Source organism: Agromyces albus, assembly GCF_030815405.1.
Classification (GTDB): Bacteria; Actinomycetota; Actinomycetes; order Actinomycetales; family Microbacteriaceae; genus Agromyces; species Agromyces albus_A.
In genome coordinates, this window is the sequence record NZ_JAUSWX010000001.1 from 3008435 (window position 1) to 3029607 (window position 21173).

Sequence of the window (21173 nt, forward strand, 5' to 3'; positions counted from 1 at the left end):
TTCGTTTCTGTTCTTACCGGTCCACTGAGTGTCCGTCACGCTTCCCCGGATCGGCGGCGGCTCCCGTCGGGCGCAACGCTTGTGCATCCGATTCCGCGGCCTGTGATGCGGCCCAGGATGCGAGGAGTCGAAGTCCCTCTTCGGACGGCGACCCCGGCTCTGCGGTGTAGATGGTCAAGGTGAGGCCTGGTTCGGCGGCCATCTCGAGACCCTCGTAGGCCAAGCTCAGGTCGCCCACGATCGGGTGGTGGTAGTGCTTGACTCCCGTTCCGTGGTCGCGCACGTTGTGCGCGCTCCAGCGTCGGCGGAACTCCTCGCTGAGCGTGGAGAGCTCACCGACCAGGTCATGAAGTTCCTTGTCGTGCGGGTCGCGGCCGGCCTCGGTGCGGAGGATCGCCACGTTGATGTCGGCGATGGACTCCCAATTCCGGTAGAACTGCCGTGCACGGTCGTCGAGGAAGGCGAAGCGTGCGAGATTCACGGGACGTTGGGGGTCGATGAACGCCTCGGAGTAGAACGCCCGGCCGAGGGCGTTCATCGCGAGGAGGTCCATCCGGCCGTTGCGCACGAAGGCGGGCCCGGCGACGACGGCGTCCAGCGCCCATTGCAGGCTGGGTCGGACGGTCCAGGATTTCCCGGTTCTGCGGCGCGGTCGTGTGATCGCCGCGGTGCCGTCGGCTGCCCGGGCGAGATCGAACAGGTGGGTTCGCTCTGCGTCATCCAGCCGGAGTGCGCGAGCGATTCCATCCAGCACACTCGGCGACGCACCGGCGATGCTGCCGCGTTCCAGACGCGAGTAGTACTCGATGCTGACGCCGGCGAGTGTTGCGACCTCGGTGCGGCGCAGGCCCGGGACGCGGCGGTTGCCGCCGGCTGGCAGGCCGACGTCTTCCGGGGTCACCTTGGCCCGCCGCGAGACGAGGAATTCGCGGACCTCATTGCGATTGTCCATGCAATGACAGTACGCCCGTGCCGCTCCGGGAGGGATGCCCTGCGAGTACGCCTCACAGCAGGGCCTCCCTCGACAGTCTGGGATGCCGTTCTCTTGAGACTGACGCGAACGACAGCCAAGGAGAAGAATCATGCGTGGTGTAGTACTTCACGGTCCCGGCGACATCCGTGTCGAAGATCGCGAGGCCCCGAGCATCCTGGCCCCGACCGACGCCATCATCCGGCTGTCCGCTGCGTGCGTGTGCGGGTCGGACCTCTGGCCCTACCGCGGCATCGATGCGACCAACGGACCAACCCCGATCGGGCACGAGTACGCCGGCATCGTCGAGGAGGTCGGCAGCGAGGTGACGACGATCACGCCCGGTCAGTTCGTCGTCGGATCATTCTTCGCCTCGGACAACACCTGCGAGATCTGCCGATCCGGCTACCAGACCTCGTGCGTGCACCGCGAGGGGGTCCAAGGCGCCCAAGCCGAGCTGATGCGGGTCCCGCTGGCCGATGGAACCCTCGTCGCCACCTCGGAACTGCCCGATCCCGACCTGGTTCCGAGCCTGCTCGCCGCTTCGGATGTGCTCGGCACCGGCTGGTTCGGAGCCGTGGCGGCGCAAGCGGGGGCCGGGCAAGATCGTCGCGGTGGTTGGCGACGGTGCCGTGGGTCTTCTTGGCGTCCTCGCCGCCAAGCAGCTCGGCGCCGAGCGGATCATCACGATGAGCCGTCACGAGCCCCGTCAGAAGCTGGCGTGGGAGTTCGGCGCGACCGACATCGTCACCGAGCGCGGAGACGAAGGCGTCGCGAAGATCAAGGAGCTCACCAACGGTCTCGGTGCGCACTCGGTCATCGAGGCCGTCGGCACTCAGGAGTCGATGATGCAGGCGATCCGGTCCGCCCGGCCTGGCGGGCACGTCGGCTACGTCGGCGTCGCTCACGGCGTCGAGCTGCCCGGCGAGGAGCTCTTCTTCTCACACGTGAACCTGCATGGCGGACCCGCCCCCGTCCGGCAGTACCTGCCGGAGCTCATCGATCTGATCATCAACCGGAAGATCGAACCCGGCAAGGTCTTCGACCTCGAACTCCCGCTCGATCAAGCCGCAGAGGGCTACAAGGCCATGGACGAACGACGCGCCATCAAGGCACTGCTTCGGCCGTGACGCTCCGGGTCGCACCGGGCGCCGCACCCCCTCGGCGGCCGGTGCGACCCTTCGCAGGCTCAAGCACCCCAGTCCAAGAGAAGGAAACAACGATGCGACGAAAGCTCCTCATCGCAGGATCGCTGGCGGTCCTCCTTGCCCTCACCGGATGCACTGCACCCATCGACAACCCAACGCGTTCAGCGACGCCCAGTACATCCCCGACGTCTCCCTCGACCCCGACCTCAACCCCCTCCCCAACCTCGACCATCCCAGGAGCCAGCGAAAACATGACTCAGCAGCCTCCAACAGACGGCACCACCATTACGATCACCATCGACCGAACAGTGCTCACCGGGAATCTGGCAGACAACGCAGCCTCACGGTCACTGATCGATCAGCTTCCCCTCACGCTCTCATTCACGGACTACGGCGGCCAGGAAAAGATCGCAGACCTCCCCACACCGCTCTCGCTCGACGGGGTGCCCGCCGGAGACGATGCTGACCCGCTCACCATCGGGTACTACGCCCCGAGGCAAGCCCTCGTCCTTTACTACGAACCTGTGGGCTATTTCAACGGCATCGTCAGGATCGGCACGCTTGACGACCTCACTCGGATCCGCGGCCTCAACTCCGACTTCACCGCCACCCTGAACCTTGCAGGCTGAACGTGCGGGGCGGGGTAGCGCTTCCGGCAGCGAACGAACGAGGGGGGTTCCGTATGACGTATCGCCCGCCAAGGAATGGAACGAAGTGAACGTGACAATCGCGCCCGATCAGACGGCCACACCCGTCCGAGCCGAACGCCTGCCCTGGGCGGCCCTGTCGGTGATGGCCCTTCTCGGGTTCGTCCTCATCTCCACCGAGACCATGCCTGCTGGGCTGCTGCCCCAGATGGCGGCGAGCATGGACACGTCCGAAGGAACCGTAGGACAGTTCGTCAGCGCGTATGCCCTCGGGACAGTCGTGGCGACGATCCCGGCCATCACCCTCACCCGTGGCATGCGTCGAAAGCGCCTGCTCCTGATCGGCATCGCCGGGTTCCTCGTCGTGAACACCGTCACGGCGCTCGCCACCGATGTCGCGCTCTCCCTCGCGGCGCGATTCGTCGCCGGCGCGTTCTCCGGGATGCTCTGGGGAATGCTCGCCGGGTACGCGCTTCGCATCACCGCGCCAGGACACCGCGGCCGCGCGCTCGCAATCGTCTCCGCGGGAGCCCCGATCGGCATCGCCCTCGGAACGCCGATCGGATCCTGGGTCGGAACCAACCTCGACTGGCGATGGTCGTTCGGAGGACTCTCGATCCTCACGCTCATCCTCATCGCGCTGGCCGTCGCGTTCATCCCCGGGGCATCCGGTCAGGCCGCAACGTCCCGCCTCCCGCTCCGTCGGGTCTTCGGCATCCCCGGCATCGCCGCCATCCTCGCCGTGGTCTTCGTCTGGATGCTCGCCCACAGCACCACCTACATCTACATCGCTCCCTACCTTCGAACTGCCAGCGCAGGGCCCACCGTCGAACTCGCGCTCGTCGTGTTCGGGATGGCGTCAGTGATCGGCATCGCGGTCACCGGTGCGATCATCGACCGCCATCGACGACTTCTCCTCTTCACGAGCATCGCCCTCTTCGCCGCCGCGGGAGTGGTCCTGTTCCTCGGTCATCAGTCGATCGTCGCCGTGCTCGTGGCGATCACCCTGTGGGGCATCACCTTCGGGGGCGCACCCGCTCAGATGCAGGCCGCGATGAGCGACTTGAGCGGCGAGAACGCTGACGTCGCGAACGCCTTCCTGCCGGTCTCGTTCAACCTCGCGATCTTCGCGGCCGGCGTGCTCGGCGCTGCCCTCGTCGACAATTTCGACGGCCTGATGCTCCCGATGGTCATGAGCGGGCTCGCAATCCTGCTCCTCGGCATCGCGTACAGGGGGCGCCACTCAGCCTTCCCAGCCAGATGACGCAGCGAATAGGAGCTCGAACGGCGCGCTTCACACCCATCGTGCCCGCGGTTCGCTACGCCCGCGCGAGCAGCGCCGCCGTGTCGACGCCAGGAGGGAGCGCGCCGTAGAGCATGCCGCCGGCGCCCTCGAGGCGTGTGCGCACGAAGGCGTCCGCCACTTCGCTCGGAGCGTGCTGGAGCAGCAATGCTCCCTGCAGTACCAGGGCGAGCCGCTCGGTGAGCTCCCTCGCCCGGGCCGCCGAGCCCGCGACATCCGCCGAGATCTCCCGAACCACGGACTGCGCCTCGGCGAGCTCGAGGTCGAAGCCGGCATGCTCCCCCGCGGCGGCCCCGACCTCGTCGAAGAAGGCCTCGAACGCCTCGGGCTCGCGGGCGAGCACCCGCAGCACGTCGAGGGCGATGACGTTGCCCGATCCCTCCCAGATCGCGAGCAGGGGTTGCTCGCGATAGCGCCGCGCGAGCGGGAACGCCTCGGTGTAGCCGTTGCCGCCGAGGCACTCGAGCGCCTCGTAGGCGTGGCCCGGCCCCCGTTTGCAGACCCAGTACTTCGACACGGCGGTCGCGAGGCGCCGGAAGGCCTGCTCGGCGGCATCCGCATCGTCGTCGTACGCGCGGGCGAGGCGCATCGACGTGAGCGTCGCCGCCTCGGATTCGAGTGCGAGCTCGGCCACGACGGCCGCCATCGCGGGCTGGTCGACGAGGAGCGATCCGAACGCGTTGCGATGCCGCACATGCCACGCGGCCTCGGCGACCGACTGCCGCATGCCGGCCGCCGTGCCGATGACACAATCGAGGCGCGTGCGCGTCACCATCTGCACGATCGTGGCGACGCCGCGGCCCTCCTCGCCGACGAGCCAAGCGCTGGTTCCGGCGAGTTCGATCTCGCTCGAGGCGTTCGACCGGTTGCCGAGCTTGTCCTTGAGGCGCTCGATGCGGAACACGTTCCGCGTCCCGTCGGGCAGCAAACGGGGCACGAATAAGCAGCTGAGCCCGCCCGGCGCTTGCGCGAGCACGAGGAACGCGTCGCTCATCGGCGCGCTGCAGAACCACTTGTGCCCCGTGAGGGCGAACTCGCGGCCCCACCCGTCGTCGGCGCCGGTCGGCTCGGCTCGCGTGGTGTTCGCGCGCACGTCGGAGCCGCCCTGCTTCTCGGTCATCGCCATGCCGACGAGCGCCGACGCCTTCGCACCACCCCCACCCAGCCCCGCTTCATACTCCCGACTCAGCAGCCGCGGCATCCATTCATCCCGAAGGCCGGATGCCGCGAGCGCGAGCGTCGGCACCGCCGCGTGGGTCATCGAAACGGGGCACGCGTGCCCGGGCTCCAGTTGCGCGAAGAGGTAGAACGTCGCGGCGCGATCGACGTTCGCGCCCGCACCGGGATCGGCCCACGCCGACGTGTGCGCGCCCGCGCCCACGGCCGCGTCGAGGATGCGGTGGTACGCGTCGTCGTACTCGACCTCGTCGACGCGGCGCCCCCATCGGTCGTGCGTGTGCAGGATCGGCGGGTGCGTGTTCGCCCGCTCGGCGTCGTGCTGGAAGGCGGCGGTGCCGACGAGCTGCCCGGTCTCACGAAGGGCAGCGGCGGCCGCGGGCCTCCCCCATCGTTCGACCGCCTCGACGAGCGGCGCGTTCGACGTGAATTCGTCGACGTCCTCGCGCGGCGGCACCTGGTTCTCGACCTCGTGCGTGTTGATCATCATCGACCTCCGGGGCCATTCTCGTCGTTCGAGTCATCCGCCGACACGATGAGATGACTCCGTCGCTTGCGGCATCGGCCGCCGCAGCGTTGACTGTGGCGATGCGAGTCGTCATAGCTGGGGGCCACGGGAAGATCGCGCTCATCCTCGAGCGCCTGCTCGCCGACGGCGGGCATGAACCATTGGCGATCATCCGCGATCCCGATCACCGCGCCGACGTCGAGGCGGCCGGCGCGACCGCCGTGGTGCTCGACCTCGAGCACACCTCGGTCCGCGAGCTCGCCGAGGTGCTCGCGGGCGCCGACGCGGCCGTGTTCGCCGCGGGCGCCGGCCCCGGCAGCTCGGCCGAGCGCAAGTTCACCGTCGACCGCGATGCCGCGATCCTGCTCGCCGACGCCGCCGACGCTGCCGGCGTGCGCCGACTCGTCATCGTGTCGGCGATCAACGTCGACCGCTTCGACGCGGCATCCGACGACATCTTCCAGATCTACCTGAAGGCCAAGAGCCAAGCGGATGCCGCGGTGCGCAACGGTGACCGCGACCTCGACTGGACGATCGTGCGCCCCGGCTCCCTCACGAACGACCCGCCGACCGGGCTCGTGCGCGTCGGCACGCCCGTCGGGCGCGGACGGATCCCCCGAGCGGATGTCGCGGCCGTGATCGCCGCGGTGCTCGAGAACGGCCTCGCGGTGCGCGTGCAGTTCGAGCTCGTGAGCGGCGACGAGCCGATCGTCGAGGCGCTCACCGCACTCGGCTGAGCGCGCCGCCTCACGGCCCGAGCAGCCCGCGGACGTCGTCGGCCGTGAGCGCCTCACTGAAGAGCGCGTCGTCGTCGACGATCGACGCGACGAGCTCGCCCTTGCGCGCCTTCAGCTCCATGACCTTCTCCTCGATCGTGTCGGCGGCGACGATGCGGTAGACCATCACGGTCTTCGCCTGCCCGATGCGATGCGCGCGGTCAACGGCCTGCGCCTCGCTCGCGGGGTTCCACCACGGGTCGAGCAGAAAGACGTAGTCGGCCTCGGTGAGGTTCAGTCCGAACCCGCCGGCCTTCAGGCTGATGAGGAAGACGGATGCCTCGCCGCTGCGGAACCGCTCGATGACCTCGTCGCGCTTCGTGGTCGAACCGTCGAGGTAGGCGTAGCTGACGCCGGCCGCGTCGAGGCGGGCGGCTGCGCGGCCGAGGAATGACGTGAACTGGCTGAACACGAGCGCGCGATGCCCCTCGGCGAGCACGTCGTCGAGCTGTTCGAAGAGCGCGTCGAGTTTGGCGGACGGCATGCTCGCGTAGCGTTCGGGGTCGATGAGCGACGCGTCGAGGCTCAGCATGCGCAAGAGCGTGAGCGAGCGGAACACGATGAACCGATTGCGGTCGAGGTCGTCGATGAGACCGAAGAGCTTGCGCCGTTCGCGCTGCAGGAAGGTGTCGTAGAGGCGGCGGTGCCGGGCGCCGAGCTCGACGTGCAGCACCTGCTCCTGCTTCGGCGGCAGCTCGGGGGCGACGAGCTCTTTCGTGCGGCGCAGCATGAGGGGTCGGATGCGTCGGCGCAGCGTCGCGAGCCGATCGGCGTTGCGGTCCTGCTCGATGGGCCGGCGGTAGCGCTCGGTGAACGCCCGCCCCGACGGGAATAGGCCCGGCGCGACGATGTTGAACAGCGCCCACAGCTCGCCGAGGTTGTTCTCCATCGGCGTGCCGGTGACCGCGAGACGGAACGGCGCACGGATGCCGAGGGCCGCCTCGTGCACCTTCGTCGCCGGATTCTTCACGAACTGGGCTTCGTCGAGCACGAGCGCGCCCCACTCGAGGGCGGCGAACGCGGCGGCCTCGAGGCGCAGGACGGCGTAGGTGGTGACGACGAGGTCGGCGTTTGCGGCGGCATCCGCGATGCTCGTCGTGCCCTTCGCCTCGGTGGTGGTGACGGTCGCGACGCGGAGGCCCGGGGTGAAGCGTGCGGCCTCGCTCGCCCAGTTCGAGGCGACGGAGGTGGGGGCGACGACGAGGAACGGGCGGCGCGCGGCATCCGCTGCGCTCGCCTCCTCGACGGCGTGCGCGATGAGCGCGAGCGTCTGGGCGGTCTTGCCGAGTCCCATGTCGTCGGCGAGGATGCCGCCGAGCCGGTGCCGGTAGAGGAACGCGAGCCAGCGGAACCCATCGAGCTGGTACGGCCGCAACGGCAGCGCGAGCCCGGCGGGCGGCGGCAGTTGCTCGACGGTGCCGCCGTTCAGCCCGGCGACGGTCTCACGCCAGGCGAGCGCGGGCTCGCTCACGTCGGCGAGGTCCTCGAACTCCGACCAGAGGCTCGCCCGGCTGCGGTCGATCTGCAGGCCCGCCTCCCACTCGGCGAGCGTGCCGGCTTCTTCGATGAGCTCGCGCAGCGGCTCGAACACCGGCTGGTTGAGTGAGAGGTAGGTGCGGTCGACGAGCAGCAGCTTCTTCGCGCCCTTCGAGAGCGCCTTGAACAGCGGACCGAACGGCACCTTCCTGCCGTCGACCGTGACGATCACGCCGAGGTCGAACCAGTCGGTGCGCAGCGACTCGACCGTGGTCACGGTGAGCTTCGGCGACGCGGTCGCCTCGCGATAGTCGGGTCGCTCGCCCAAGACGTCGACGCGCACGCGATCGACGCCCTCGAGCAGCGGCAGCACCTCGGCCGTGAACTCGGCCGCGTCGATGCCCCGCAGCACCACGGGCGCCGCGGGCTCGCCGAGCAGTTCGGCGACCTCGTCGGCGACGGCGCGGTCGGCCATGGGGTCGATGAAGTCGTCGTCGGATGCCGCGAGCGCGCTCTGCCGTCCGTCACCGTGCTCCCAGTGCCAATCGAGCCTGAGCACGTCGCCCGGCTCGAAGCCTGCCGTGAGCACGAGAGTCGCCGGGGGCGGCTCCGGCGGGTGGAAGCTGCCGTCGCGGCTCGTGACGGGCAGCGCCCGGGCGAGCGTCGGGTAGTGGGCGCGCAGGAACTCGGGGAGCTCGGCGGCCGGCACGCGCACGGTGCGCGCGTGCTCGACCGCGGTGCGCTGCGCTGCGCCGAGCGGGCTGAGCTGACGGCCGCGTGCCGCGGCGATGGGGGCGAGCTCGATCGTGCCGCTCGCGAAGTCGAAGCGGTAGAGGCCGTGGCCCGCGACGAGTCGGGCGTTGGTCGCGTGGGTGGGCGCACCGTCGACGGTGACGGTGGGCGTGAGCGTGAGGTCGCCGATCGCGGCATCCGCTCGCTCCACCCTTGCGTCGAGCGCGATCGACGCGAGCTCGCCCACGACGACGACGGGAGTCGCCTCGGAGCCGACGAGCGCGATGCCGAGCCGGCCGGCCTCGGCGAGCAGGGCCCAGAGCAGGGGACTCTCGAACTCGTCGAGCGTGATCCACTCTGAGCCGTACATGTTGTACACGCCCGGCGTGCCGCCCTTGAGCAACGCGAACTGGCCGAACCAGCGCGATTGGGCCGGGTCGAACCCGCCCGCGCTCGCCTGGTAGCCGACGTTCTGCCACGTGATGCCCGACTTGATCCAGCCGCGAGTGCCCGACGTGACCGGACGCACCGCCAACCGGTCGACGGATGCCACATCGCGAGCGGGTTCGTCGCGCGGGCCCTGCCAGCTGCCGGGCCGGCGCACGATGCGGTGACGCAACTCGAACTGCAGTGCGAGCGGGCGACGCGGAGCAGCAGATGCCGCGGAATCGTCGTGCCTGCCCTCGGCGGAATCCGCCGCCTCACGCGGCGACAACGCCGCCACGGCGTCGCGCCATCCGCCGCTCGACCGGTCGACCTCGGCTGCCGCTGGGAGCTGTCGGTCGGCGGTCACCTCCCCATGCTCGCACGCGCCACCGACGCTGCTTCACGGGGCATCCGCCGGAAGAATCGAACGTTTCACGCTCTGAGCGAAATCGCGCCCGATCAGGCGATCGGACGGTCGGATCAACTTGACGACCCCTGGTGCTCGTGGGAGGCTCAATCGGCTGCGACGCATGGGGGTGCGTCGCCGCTCACCGGCGTGGACGCCGCACGCATTCGAGTGTCGGCCACGCCATCCGTGGACCTCGCACCACCCCCAGTTCCGGAGAACTGATGCTCGGAAAACTCCTCGTCCGCTACTTGAAGCCGTCACGCTGGCTATTGCTCGGCGTGCTGGTCTTCCAGTTCATCTCGGCTCTCGCAAGCCTCTACCTGCCCAGCCTCAACGCCGACATCATCGACGACGGCGTCTCGAAAGGCGACACCGAGTACATCTGGTCGACGGGCCTGTTCATGCTCGCGATCTCGCTCGGCCAGATCGTCGCAGCGATCGTCGCGACCTACTTCGCCGCGAAGGCCGCGATGCGCGCCGGCCGCGACATCCGCAACGACGTCTTCGACAAGGTCAGCGCGTTCTCCGAGCGGGAGGTCTCGCAGTTCGGGCCCGGATCGCTCATCACCCGCAACACCAATGACGTGCAGCAGGTGCAGATGCTCGCGATGATGGGCGCGACGATGCTCGTCAGCGCACCGCTGCTCGCCATCGGCGGCATCGTGCTGGCACTGTCGCAAGACGTCGGCCTCAGCTGGCTCATCGGCGCGTCGGTGCTCACGATCCTCCTCGTCGCGATCATCGTGCTCGGCCGGATGGTGCCGCTGTTCCGCAGCCTGCAGGTGAAGCTCGACGCGGTGAACCGGATCATGCGCGAGCAGCTCACGGGCATCCGCGTCGTGCGCGCGTTCGTGCGCGAGCCGATCGAGGAGGAGCGCTTCCGCGGCGCGAACACCGACATCATGGACGTCGGGCGCCGCGTGGGCACCCTGTTCGTCACGTTGTTCCCGTTGTTCATGCTCGTGATCAACGTGACGATCATCGGCGTGATCTGGTTCGGCGCGATCGAGGTCGACGCCGGTGGCGTGCAGATCGGCACCCTGTTCGCCTTCATGCAGTATGTCGGGCTCATTCTCGGTGGCGTGCTCATGGCCGCGTTCATGACGATGATGATCCCGCGCGCGGCCGTGTCGGCCGAGCGCATCAGCGAGGTGCTCGCGAGCGAGTCGACGCTCACGCGGCCGGCGAACCCCGTGACGACGTTCCCCGAGGTGGGGTCCGTCGAGTTCCGCGACGTCGCGTTCGCCTACCCCGGCGCCGAGCACTCGGTGCTCGAGGGCATCTCGTTCCGCGCCGACCCGGGCGAGACGGTCGCGATCGTCGGCTCGACCGGCGCGGGCAAGACCACGCTCGTCTCGCTCATCCCACGTCTGTTCGATGCGACCGGGGGCTCGGTTCGGGTCAATGGCGTCGACGTGCGCGAGGCCGAACTCGATCGCTTGTGGCAGACCATCGGTCTCGTGCCGCAGCGTCCGTTCCTCTTCGCCGGCACCGTGGCATCCAATCTGCGATTCGGACGCGAGGAGGCCACCGACGCCGAGCTCTGGCACGCGCTCGAGATCGCGCAGGGCCGCGACTTCGTCGCCGACATGGAGGGCGGGCTCAACGCCCGCATCGCCCAGGGCGGCACGAACGTCTCGGGCGGGCAGCGCCAGCGCCTCGCGATCGCCCGCGCGATCGTGCACAACCCCGACCTCCTCGTGTTCGACGACTCGTTCTCGGCGCTCGACCTCACCACCGATGCTCGGCTGAGACAGGCGTTGTGGCGGCAGTTGCCACACGTGACGAAGATCGTCGTCGCACAGCGCGTCTCGACCATCACCGACGCCGACCGCATCGTCGTGCTCGACGACGGCGGCATGGTCGGCATCGGCACGCACGACGAGCTCCTCGCAACCAGCGAGACCTACCGCCAGATCGTCGAATCGCAGCTCGGAGTGGAGGCCACGGCATGAGCACCGACACCAAGAGGAATGGCCGCGGCCGCGGCCGTGGCCGCCAGGCAGAACCCAAGCCGATGACCGAAGAGGAGCGCATCGAGCACGAGCTCGCCGAAGAGGCGCGCATCAACTCGGGCTCATGGGACAGCGTCGCACCCGGGAAGGCGCAGGACTTCGGCGCGAGTTTCCGCCGCATGCTGCGACTGCTCGCCCCGTGGAAGTGGTCGTTCGCGTTCGTCTCGCTCCTCGGCGCCATCGGCGTCGTGCTCACCGTCATCGCGCCGAAGGTGCTCGCCGAGGCGACGAACCTCATCTTCGAGGGCTGGATCTCGCTCCAGCTGCCGGCGGGGGTCACGCAGGAGCAGATCGTCGAGCAGCTGCGGGCGTCGGGTCAGGAGGACTTCGCGAACATCGTCGCAGCCGCGAACCTCACGCCGGGCGAGGGCATCGACTTCGTCGCGCTGAGCCAGATCGTGATCGCGGTGCTGATGCTCTACATCGTCGCCTCCCTCCTGTCGTGGGTTCAGGGCTACGTGATCAACGTCATCATGGTGCGGGCAGTGTGGCGCCTGCGCGAAGACGTCGAAGCGAAGGTGCACCGGCTGCCGCTCAGCTACTTCGACCGCGTGCAGCGCGGCGAGCTCATCTCGCGCGTCACGAACGACATCGACAACATCACGCAGACGCTGCAGCAGTCGCTCTCGGGCGCGCTCACGAGCGTGCTCACCGTCGTCGGCGTGATGGTCATGATGTTCTCGATCTCGTGGCAGCTCACGCTCGTCACCCTCATCTCGCTCCCGCTCATGGGCGTGATCTTCGGCATCATCGGTCCGAAGTCGCAAGCCGCGTTCGGCGTGCAGTGGAAGAAGGTCGGCCGACTGAACGCCCGCGTCGAGGAGTCGTTCTCGGGCCACGCGCTCGTGAAGGTCTTCGGCCGCGAGCGCGACGCGAGCGAGAAGTTCCGCGCAGAGAACGAGGAACTGTACGAGTCGGCGTTCAAGGCGCAGTTCCTGTCGGGCATCATCATGCCGGGCATGATGTTCATCGGAAACCTCACCTACGTGGGCATCGCCGTGCTCGGCGGTCTCATGGTCGCGAGCGGCCAGTTGCGCCTCGGCGACGTGCAGGCGTTCATCCAGTACTCGCAGCAGTTCACGCAGCCGCTCTCGCAGCTCGGTGGCATGGCCGCCGTGGTGCAGTCAGGCACGGCGTCGGCCGAGCGGGTGTTCGAGCTGCTCGACGCCGAAGAGCAGGAGCCCGAGGCAGCGGATGCCCCGGCACCGGTCGATGGCGACGGCACGATCGAGTTCGAGAACGTGTCGTTCTCGTACACGCCGGAGCGCCCGCTGATCCGCGACCTGTCGTTCCGGGTGGAGCCGGGCCAGACGGTCGCGATCGTGGGCCCGACGGGTGCCGGCAAGACGACGCTCGTCAACCTCATCATGCGGTTCTACGAGCTCGACGGTGGTCGCATCCTGCTCGACGGGCAGGACATCGCGTCGCTCACGCGGCACGACGTGCGCTACCGCACGGGTATGGTGCTGCAGGATCCGTGGCTGTTCGCGGGCACCATCCGCGAGAACATCCGCTACGGGCGCCAGTCGGCGACCGATGAGGAGATCCTCGATGCCGCTCGGGCCACGTACGTCGACCGCTTCGTGCACTCGCTGCCCGACGGCTACGACACCGTGCTCGACGAAGAGGCGTCGAACGTCTCGGCGGGTGAGAAGCAGCTCATCACGATCGCCCGTGCGTTCGTGGCGCAGCCGTCGGTGCTGATCCTCGACGAGGCGACCTCCTCAGTCGACACCCGTACTGAGCTGCTGCTGCAGCACGCGATGGCTGCGCTCCGCGAGGGCCGCACGTCGTTCGTGATCGCGCACCGGCTCTCGACGATTCGCGACGCCGACCTCATCCTCGTGATGGAGCACGGCGACATCGTCGAGAAGGGCACGCACGAGGAGCTCATCGCCGCGAAGGGCGCGTACTACCGCCTCTACAACTCGCAGTTCGAGCAGGCGGCGACCGACCTCGACGCCGAGCTCGCGGCCGAGCAGGGCGAGGTGGTGACCTCCGACGGCCCGATTCCGCTCGAGGCCGTCGCCGAGGCCGCGGCCGAGAGCGCCGAACTGTAGGGCGACCGGGCGGATCGTTCGCGGCCCGCCCTACGCAACCATCGAGCGAGCGGATGTCCCTTCCGGGACATCCGCTCGTTCTGGTTTCGGCGCGGGGTCCGCTCGGGCTTCGCTCTCGAGCTTGCGGGTGAGCCGCCAGGCGAAGTAGAGCGGAACGGCACCGAGCACGCCGAACGAGATGTCGATGAGCTGCCATCCGAACGGGATGCCACGGATGCTGCCGGCGATGAGTGCGAGCGGGATGATTCCGAGGCAGGCGATGAACCCGAACTGGATCACCCAGATGTTCCGCACCGGGTCGATCAGCGGGCCGATGAACACGATCGCGATGACGAGGTGCGCAAAGGCGAGCCAATCGGTCCCGTACGCGATGAACGGGTACTCGGTGCCCACTCGTGTCAGCGCCACGCTCACTCGATCGACCCAGCCGACGAAGTCGGGGGCGATCGCCGGCGCGGGCGACCAATCGGCGTGCAGCAACGCTGAAGCGAGGCGCAGCTCAGTCTCGAGGGGGAACGCGGTGATGCCGCTCACGAGCAGCCCGGCGATCAACACCCACAGCCACACTCGGATCTTCGTCAGGATTCGCATCAGGAGCCTCCACTCCCGAGGATATGCAGGATTGACGGCCCCGGCCCGCGCTCTCGGTACGCTGGAAACCAGAGGCGGTCGCCAGGTGCCGCCGGCAACCGTTCCCCCGAAGGTCCCGTGACGAAACTTCCACCGCCCGCGCGCCCCTGGCGCCTGTGGCTGGTGTGGAGCGTCGGCGTCGCCGCCTACGTGCTCTCGGTCACCAACCGCACGTCGCTGTCGGCTGTCGGCGTCGACGCCGCGATCCGGTTCGACGCGGATGCCGCGACGCTCTCGCTCTTCGCCGTCATTCAGCTGTTCGTCTACGGCGCGATGCAGATTCCGGTGGGGCTCCTGCTCGACCGGTTCGGCGCGCGGCCGATGATCACCATCGGCATGGTCCTGATGGCCGTCGGCCAGCTCGTCATGGCGTTCGCGCCCGACGTGGGCACCGCGATCCTCGCGAGGATGCTCGTCGGCGCGGGCGACGCGGCCGTCTTCCCGAGCGTGCTGCGCGTCGTCGCCGTGTGGTTCCCCGAACGGCAGGCGCCCTTCCTCGTGCAGCTCACGGGCATCGTCGGCCAGGCCGGCCAGTTGCTCGCGATCCTGCCGATGGCCGCGCTCCTCCACGCCACGAGCTGGAGCGTCGCGTTCGGCAGCCTCGCGGGCCTCGGCGTGCTGTTCACGGTGCTCACGTTCGCGGTCATCCGCAACCGTCCACCCGATCGGAATGCGGATGTCTCGGTCGACACCGCCACCGGAGCGATCCACGTCGTGACGTCGGCGGCCGACCTGCGCGTGGGGTTCCGCGAGTCGTGGGCGCACCCGGCGACCCGCCTCGCGTTCTGGTCGCACTTCACCACGCCGTTCTCGGGAACCGCATTCATCCTGCTCTGGGGATTCCCGTTCCTCACGATCGGCGAAGGACTCTCGCCTGCGATGGCGTCGCTCCTCTTCAGCGTCTACGTCGTGTTCGCGATGGTCGCAGGGCCCGTGATCGGCGCGCTCTCGAGCCGGCACCCGATGCGGCGATCCCGCCTGCTCGTATTGCCGATCATCGGCATCCAGGCGATCGCGTGGCTCGCGGTGATCCTGTGGCCCGGTCCGTCACCGCTCTGGCTCCTGTTCGTACTTGCGTTCGCCCTCAGCACGGGCGGCCCCGCGTCGATGATCGGCTTCGACCACGCGCGCACCTTCAACCCGCGCCACCGGCTCAGCACGGCGACCGGCATCGTGAACGTCGGCGGCTTCCTCGCGGCGCTCCTCGCAATCCTCTTCATCGGCATCGCGATGAACCTGCAGGGCGCAGGCACGCCCGACACCTACAGCCTCGAGGCGTTCCGCATCGCGTTCCTCACCCAAGTGCCGCTCTGGGCGCTCGGCGCCGCGTTCATCGTCGTCGAGCGCCGGCGAACCCGCGTGCACATCGGGCTCGACGAGCCGCGCTCGCGTCGTCGCGATCGGCGCATGCGCTCTTCGGCGCCCGACCCGGAGACACCCGATCCACCGGCTCCCGATTCCTGAGTGACCGCCCGTGAAGGCACGAAGTGCGGGACGGTGCAGCAGGCCATGTCGTCTCCCATGTGCGGTGCCAATTAGATAGTGCTACTCTCCATTAATGGATAGAGTCACTATCCAATGACGCGGCCTACGGCCGCACCTGGACGGAGCAGAGCCAGTGGAACCTCTCATCACCCTGGCGGTCGTCACGGGCGCCCTCCTCCTCATCGGCGCCGCCGGCGTGCGTCGACTCCGCCCGTGGACCGCCCCCTTGCGCGGAGGACTCGCCGCGATGTTCGTGCTGACCGGGGTCTCGCACTTCGTCGGGATGCGTGGCGAGCTGATCGAGATGGTTCCCCCGTGGGTGCCGGCACCCGAGCTCGTCGTCACCGTCACGGGTGTTCTCGAGCTCCTCGGCGCTGCTGGCCTGCTCCTGCGGCCAACCGCGCCCCTCGCCGCCGGCGCACTGGCGCTCCTGCTCATCGCGATGTTCCCCGCGAACGTCTACGCCGCTCTCGAGGGCATCGCCTCGACGACCGCCGACTACCTGCTGCCGCGAACGCTCATCCAGATCGTCTTCCTCGCCGCACTGGGGACCGTGATCGTCACCCAGGTGAGGGCAGGCCGGCGGGCGGCATCCGCTCTCCTGTCAAGCCCGCGCCTCGCCGCGGAGTCTCATGCAATCGTGGCAGGGACGGAAGGAGCATCATGAGCGACACCGAGGGCACCGAGGGCACCACGGACGAACCGCGCCAGAAGCCGGGCGGGCTCGGCAGCGAGGGCACGATTCCCAACGAGCCGGGCGGCGTCGGCGTAGGCGCCGGCGAGCCGACCACGTTCGAGCCAGAGGAAGACCCCGAGGCGGCCGCCAACCGCGACGACGAGGCAACCGAGCCAGGGCCGGGCTCCGACTCCTGACCGACCAGTGCGCCGATGCTCATCGCGAAGTGACGCAAATCGACCTTCGCCCGCGGCGGGAGGTCGATTCGCGTCATCTCGGCGGCGTTTCCGCGGGACGACGGCGCTCCCTACGATGGAGCCGTGCTGATCCGCCTCGCCGACGCCACCGACTCCGCCGCGATCGCCTCGCTTCTCGGGGAGCTCGGCTATCCGACCACTCCGTCTGCCGTCGCGGCTCGCTTCGTGCGCGTTGCGAGCAGCGCACAGGATGCCGCGTGGCTCGCACTCGACGACGACGGCGAGCCGATCGGGTTCGCGGCCGGCCACCACACGTGGGTCTACGTACTCGACGCCCCGGTCGCCGAACTCACCTCCCTCGTCGTGACGGAGGCGAGTCGTGGCACCGGCGCGGGCCGAGCCCTCGTGGACGCGTTCGAGGCATGGTGCGCGGCCGCAGGATGCGTGCGGGCGAGCGTCGCGTCATCGTTCCGGCGGGTCGACGCACACGCCTTCTATGAGCGCCTCGGGTACGAGCAACTGGCGAAGAAGTTCGAGAAGGCCTTCGCGAACGTCATCGACGTGTGAGCTCATGGCTCGCGAGGCGTCCTCGATCGCTCTCGACGACGAAGTGATCGCCTGCCGGTGCGATCGCCGCTCCGAGCACGCCGGTCGGCGAGCACACCGCCAGCACGGGCCCATCGAGCACGACCCGGATGTCGCCGCCGGCGGGCATCGACCACTCCTGACCGCCCACGTGAACCGCGAGTTCGCCGCCGGACACCCGGAGCGATGCGACCGCGTCGCCCCCCGCTGAGATACGCAGCTCGTCAGAGTCGGCGGGCGACCAATTCAGGTCGCCGGCGAGGCCCGGCAATCTGCCGCCGTCGCTGACGCCCGCGCGATACGAATCGAGGTCGGGATGCGGCGTGGCGACCAGGGTGTCGCCGTCGAGCGTGAGTACGTGCGGGATGCTATGCGCACTCGCCCACCCGGCCTCCAGGTCGGCGATTCCCCGCATCCAGAAGGTGAGGCACGGCCGGCCCTCGGCATCGCGGAAGAACGACGGGGCGTAGTAGCTCGGTCCGTAGGTGAGCCGCCCCCATGACTCGGCGGTGAAGACGCCGTCGGCATACCGGCCGACCGCGTACCCCGCGTAATGCAGTACGTCGTCGTCCCAGACGGATGACACCATCACATGACGGCCGTCGACCTCGATGATCTGCGGGCACTCCCACAGCGCGCCCATCCACACCGGGTCGACCTCGTGCGTCGATCGCTGCAGCGCGATGCCCTCGTACTCCCACTCGTCGAGGTCCGCCGACCGGTAGGACAATGCGGTGGCCGTGCCGTCCCTGAGTCCGGCGCCGAGGAACATCCGCCAGCCGTCGGACTCCTTGACGACGAACGGGTCTCGATAGGCGATGATGTCGAGCTCGGCGGGCGCTTCGGCGACGACTGCGCCTTTCGACCAGGCGATCCAGTCGTCGCCGTCCGGGGTCGCGACGCGAATCCGACCGATGCCGATATCGGGCTGCGTGGTCGCGGTGTAGAAGATGCGGGTTCGGTCGGCATCGTCGGTCACGAGCGATCCGGTCCAGATGCCGTCGTCACCCTCGCCCGGCGCGATCGCGATCGGCAGTTCCGAGAGCGAGAAGAGGTCGGCGCCCTTCGCGTGACCCCAGTGGCAGTTCGGCGCCCAGACGGTGCTCTCCGGCACGTACTGGAAGAACGCGTGGTACTCCCCGTCACGCGCGGTGATGCCGTGCGGGTCGTTGATCCATCCGCGCTCGGCCGTGAAGTGGAATGAGGGTCGCATGGTCACTCTCCCGTCGCATCGAAGCGGGCGCGCACGTCGCGCGCGATGTCGGCGTTGCCCTGCTCCCACTCGTCGATCTGGGACCGACGCTCTGCGCGCATCCGGTCGCGGCGCTCGGTGAACGTGCGCATGCGCTCGTCCGCGGCATCCCGGGCGGCGCGCTGCTCGTCAGTGAGCTCGGGCAGCGCGACCTCGATCACCCGGTCGACGGGGCGCAGGGGCAGCCGCTGATCGACCGGAGGGATCTCGAGCACCGGCGAGGGCAACGTCTGGTACCAGTACGCCGTCGACGACCATTCGTCGCTGAGATGGTTGCCGTGGCCGTGCTCGAAGGTGACCTTGATCCGCTTCTCGAAGCGGATCGGGTCGGCCATGTGGAACCGGTAGCTGTGGTGGAATCCGGGAACGTTCTCCTCGTGCACGATCGTGCCGTTGAAGAGGTAGGCGTTGTGCTGCATGCCCCATGCGTGCCCGAAGTAGTCCTCCATGCCGGTGCCGTGGAGGCTCGGCGGCCAGGTGTCGTCGTCGATGAAGATCATGTCGTCGCCCTCGCCCCACCAGGAACCCTGGAAGTGGCGAACAGCCAGCGTGCACCCGACGTAGTGCCCGCGCCCCTCTGTCTCGAGGGCCACGTAGTTGTCGGCGCCGTCGAGGTTCGCGACCGTCGTCTCGATGCTGTTCGACTGGAGATCGGGGCCCCATCCGGCGTTCGGCAGTGCGCGCCGCCAGTGCGCATGGAAGTACACGGTCTCTTCGGGCAACGGCTCCTTGACGAGCTCGTAGTCGATGTAGAAGTACTGCAGGTACGGGATGTCGTTCTGGTTCTCCACCACGATGCGGGCACGCGTGCCGAACGGCATCCGGAAGTAGCTGTTGAAGGCGGCGCTGCCGCCGAAGGAGTGCAGCTCCGCCTCCTTGGCCGAGACCGACAGCGGCAGTGAGTCGAAGGAACCCGACAGGGAGTTCATGAGCCCGAAGAAGTCACCCAGGGGAGCGACCACGCTCGGCGTCTCCTGGTCGTCCCAGTACATCTTGAGCACCACCTTGCGGTAGTAGTCGGGGTCGACGACCTCCCAGCTCACCCCGAGGGCATTGTGGATCTCGAGCATCGGCACGCCCACGACGCTCGGATCGATCTGACCCGGGCCCGGCTGGATGCGGCACGACTGGGTCATCCAGATGTGCGTGATGAATCCCGGCCCTTCGATGTCGGCGAGCGTGCGCTCCTCACCGGGCATGATGATCCAGTTGTCGCGATTGCGGCCCGTCTGATCGAAGCTCGATGCGCGGGCTGTGCGAGCGCTGCGCGCCCGGGTGAGATCGCCGAGCATTCCGCCCGGACGCGTGGAATCGGTCACCGTCGTCCTTTCCTTCTCCGCCGCTGCGATGCGACGGGATGGCGAAAATGCCATCGAAACGTTTGCGTGTCCGATCACGCTATCGGTCCAGCGCTGCCAGCGCAAACGCGTCGCGTTTGCACCGGTTTTCGGTGTATTTCCACGCGAACAGCCGCGTGGTGTAGATTTGCGCAACGGCTGTGACAACACAGCTCAGGAGTCGGGAGTTGTCGATGGCGACGATGGTGGATGTGGCGCGGATCGCCCGAGTGTCGATCTCGACGGTGTCGCACGTGCTGAACGGCACGCGGAACGTCGAGCCGGCGACACGCGATCGCGTCGTGGCGGCGATCGAGGCGACGGGATATCGACAGGACACCCTGGCCCGGGCGATGCGCCGCTCACGCACCGACAGCATCGGGCTCGTCGTCTCGGATGCCGGGGAGCCCGCGTTCGCCGAGATGGTGCACGGTGTCGAGGATGCCGCTGCCGAGCGGGGGCTCACCCTGCTCCTCGCGAACTCCTCAGAAGACGCCGAGCGGGAGAATCGCGCCGTGCGGACGCTCCTCGATCGCCGCGTCGACGGGCTCATCCTGGCCCGTGCCGCGAACTCGAGCGCCGGCCTCATGGAGGCCCTCCAGAGCGAGAAGCACCCGATCATCCTGCTCGACCGCCTCTTCGGCGAGCTCCCCTTCGACCAGGTCGGCGCCGACAACCGCGATTCCATGCGCCGACTCGTCGGCCATCTGGTTGCGGCCGGTCATCGGCGCTTCGCCGTGATCGCCGGTGACACCCGCGTGCCGGCCCTCATGGAGCGTCTCGACGGATTCCACGACGGCCTCCGCAGCGGCGAGCTGCACCTCGACGACCAGCTCATCCACGAGGGTGTCGACACGCCTGCGCTCGAGTCGGCACTCGCAGGCGGGCTCGAGGACACCGCGATCACCGCCGTGATCGCCTGCAGCACGCCGCTCGCCACGGCCGCCCTTCGTGCCATCGAGCGCGCAGGGCGATCGACGCCCGACGACACGGCATTCGCGACCTTCGACGGGTTCAATCACCCCGACCTGTTCCGCCCGCGCATCACGACGGTGCGCCAGCCCGCCTTCGACATGGGAGCGGCGGCGGTGCGGCTGCTCGTCGAACGCCTCGAGTCGCCCGAATCGAGCCCGCGCAGCGTGCGCCTGCACCAGCGCCTCGAGTTGCGTGACTCGACCGAGGGATACCGGTCCGGCTCATCGCAGCCCGAGCGCTCCTGAATCCGGGCTTGACAGTCGTGGCCACCCGATCTAAGTTCAGACAAACGTTTCTCGCAAACGTTTCGATGTAGTATCCGAATCTGCCGCCGAAGGCCGAACTCGAAAGCCCCGGTGGCCACGACGTATCGGCCGACGCAGCACGCCG

Annotated in this window: 16 protein-coding genes and 1 pseudogene; 11 read left to right on the forward strand and 6 right to left on the reverse strand. The window is 68.6% G+C overall.

Annotated features, from left to right (window positions below):
• Positions 1–13: 13 nt before the first annotated feature.
• Entirely contained in the window at positions 14–952 is a 939-nt protein-coding gene (locus QFZ29_RS14290) for a helix-turn-helix transcriptional regulator (protein ID WP_306894712.1), read from the reverse strand.
• A gap of 130 nt (positions 953–1082) precedes the next feature.
• On the opposite strand from QFZ29_RS14290, the pseudogene QFZ29_RS14295 reads away from it, so the two are divergent.
• The 3 genes and pseudogenes from QFZ29_RS14295 (at position 1083) to QFZ29_RS14305 (ending at position 4029) form a co-directional block, all read left to right on the forward strand.
• Positions 1083–2100, forward strand: a pseudogene (locus tag QFZ29_RS14295) (zinc-dependent alcohol dehydrogenase family protein).
• Positions 2101–2369: 269 nt separating this feature from the next.
• Positions 2370–2747 carry a cyclophilin-like fold protein gene (locus QFZ29_RS14300; protein ID WP_306894713.1) on the forward strand — a complete coding sequence of 126 codons (378 nt, stop codon included), beginning with the start codon at positions 2370–2372 and terminating at the stop codon, positions 2745–2747.
• Positions 2748–2832: 85 nt separating this feature from the next.
• The gene (locus QFZ29_RS14305; RefSeq protein WP_306894714.1) at positions 2833–4029 is read left to right on the forward strand and encodes an MFS transporter; all 1197 of its coding nucleotides are present in this window, start codon (positions 2833–2835) and stop codon (positions 4027–4029) included.
• A 55-nt stretch (positions 4030–4084) separates the two neighbouring features.
• Here QFZ29_RS14305 and QFZ29_RS14310 read toward each other — a convergent pair whose 3' ends face one another.
• Positions 4085–5734 carry an acyl-CoA dehydrogenase family protein gene (locus QFZ29_RS14310; RefSeq protein ID WP_306894715.1) on the reverse strand — a complete coding sequence of 550 codons (1650 nt, stop codon included), beginning with the start codon at positions 5732–5734 and terminating at the stop codon, positions 4085–4087.
• Between the two features lie 98 nt (positions 5735–5832).
• Here QFZ29_RS14310 and QFZ29_RS14315 point away from each other — a divergent pair, with 98 nt between their 5' ends.
• On the forward strand, positions 5833–6489 hold the full coding sequence (locus tag QFZ29_RS14315; RefSeq protein WP_306894716.1) for an NAD(P)-binding oxidoreductase: 657 nt from the start codon (positions 5833–5835) through the stop codon (positions 6487–6489).
• A 10-nt stretch (positions 6490–6499) separates the two neighbouring features.
• Here the strand turns inward: QFZ29_RS14315 and QFZ29_RS14320 are convergent, their stop codons facing one another.
• A complete protein-coding gene (locus tag QFZ29_RS14320; protein WP_306894717.1) occupies positions 6500–9529 on the reverse strand; it encodes a DEAD/DEAH box helicase in 3030 nt (1009 codons plus the stop codon).
• A gap of 263 nt (positions 9530–9792) precedes the next feature.
• On the opposite strand from QFZ29_RS14320, the gene QFZ29_RS14325 reads away from it, so the two are divergent.
• A complete protein-coding gene (locus tag QFZ29_RS14325) occupies positions 9793–11526 on the forward strand; it encodes an ABC transporter ATP-binding protein (RefSeq protein ID WP_306894718.1) in 1734 nt (577 codons plus the stop codon).
• A 62-nt stretch (positions 11527–11588) separates the two neighbouring features.
• A complete protein-coding gene (locus tag QFZ29_RS14330; protein WP_306896736.1) occupies positions 11589–13646 on the forward strand; it encodes an ABC transporter ATP-binding protein in 2058 nt (685 codons plus the stop codon).
• Positions 13647–13676: 30 nt separating this feature from the next.
• On the opposite strand, the gene QFZ29_RS14335 is transcribed toward QFZ29_RS14330, so the two are convergent.
• Positions 13677–14237 carry a hypothetical protein gene (locus QFZ29_RS14335; RefSeq protein WP_306894719.1) on the reverse strand — a complete coding sequence of 187 codons (561 nt, stop codon included), beginning with the start codon at positions 14235–14237 and terminating at the stop codon, positions 13677–13679.
• 117 nt (positions 14238–14354) lie between these two features.
• Between QFZ29_RS14335 and QFZ29_RS14340 the strand changes: the two genes are divergently transcribed.
• From QFZ29_RS14340 to QFZ29_RS14355, 4 genes are all read left to right on the forward strand, one after another.
• Positions 14355–15740, forward strand: coding sequence for an MFS transporter (locus tag QFZ29_RS14340; RefSeq protein ID WP_306894720.1), 1386 nt, complete (start codon positions 14355–14357; stop codon positions 15738–15740).
• Between the two features lie 154 nt (positions 15741–15894).
• A complete protein-coding gene (locus tag QFZ29_RS14345) occupies positions 15895–16428 on the forward strand; it encodes a DoxX family protein (protein ID WP_306894721.1) in 534 nt (177 codons plus the stop codon).
• Positions 16425–16634, forward strand: coding sequence for a hypothetical protein (locus QFZ29_RS14350; RefSeq protein WP_306894722.1), 210 nt, complete (start codon positions 16425–16427; stop codon positions 16632–16634). The genes QFZ29_RS14345 and QFZ29_RS14350 overlap by 4 nt, the downstream gene beginning before the upstream one ends.
• A 123-nt stretch (positions 16635–16757) precedes the next feature.
• A complete protein-coding gene (locus QFZ29_RS14355) occupies positions 16758–17201 on the forward strand; it encodes a GNAT family N-acetyltransferase (protein ID WP_306894723.1) in 444 nt (147 codons plus the stop codon).
• Here QFZ29_RS14355 and QFZ29_RS14360 read toward each other — a convergent pair.
• Complete coding sequence (locus tag QFZ29_RS14360; protein WP_306894724.1) at positions 17188–18432, reverse strand: glycoside hydrolase family 32 protein; 1245 nt, start codon at positions 18430–18432, stop codon at positions 17188–17190. The genes QFZ29_RS14355 and QFZ29_RS14360 overlap by 14 nt on opposite strands.
• Positions 18433–18434: 2 nt before the next feature.
• On the reverse strand, positions 18435–19790 hold the full coding sequence (locus tag QFZ29_RS14365; RefSeq protein ID WP_306894725.1) for a glycoside hydrolase family 172 protein: 1356 nt from the start codon (positions 19788–19790) through the stop codon (positions 18435–18437).
• A 212-nt stretch (positions 19791–20002) separates the two neighbouring features.
• Between QFZ29_RS14365 and QFZ29_RS14370 the strand changes: the two genes are divergently transcribed.
• Entirely contained in the window at positions 20003–21028 is a 1026-nt protein-coding gene (locus QFZ29_RS14370; protein WP_306894726.1) for a LacI family DNA-binding transcriptional regulator, read from the forward strand.
• Positions 21029–21173 lie beyond the last annotated feature (145 nt).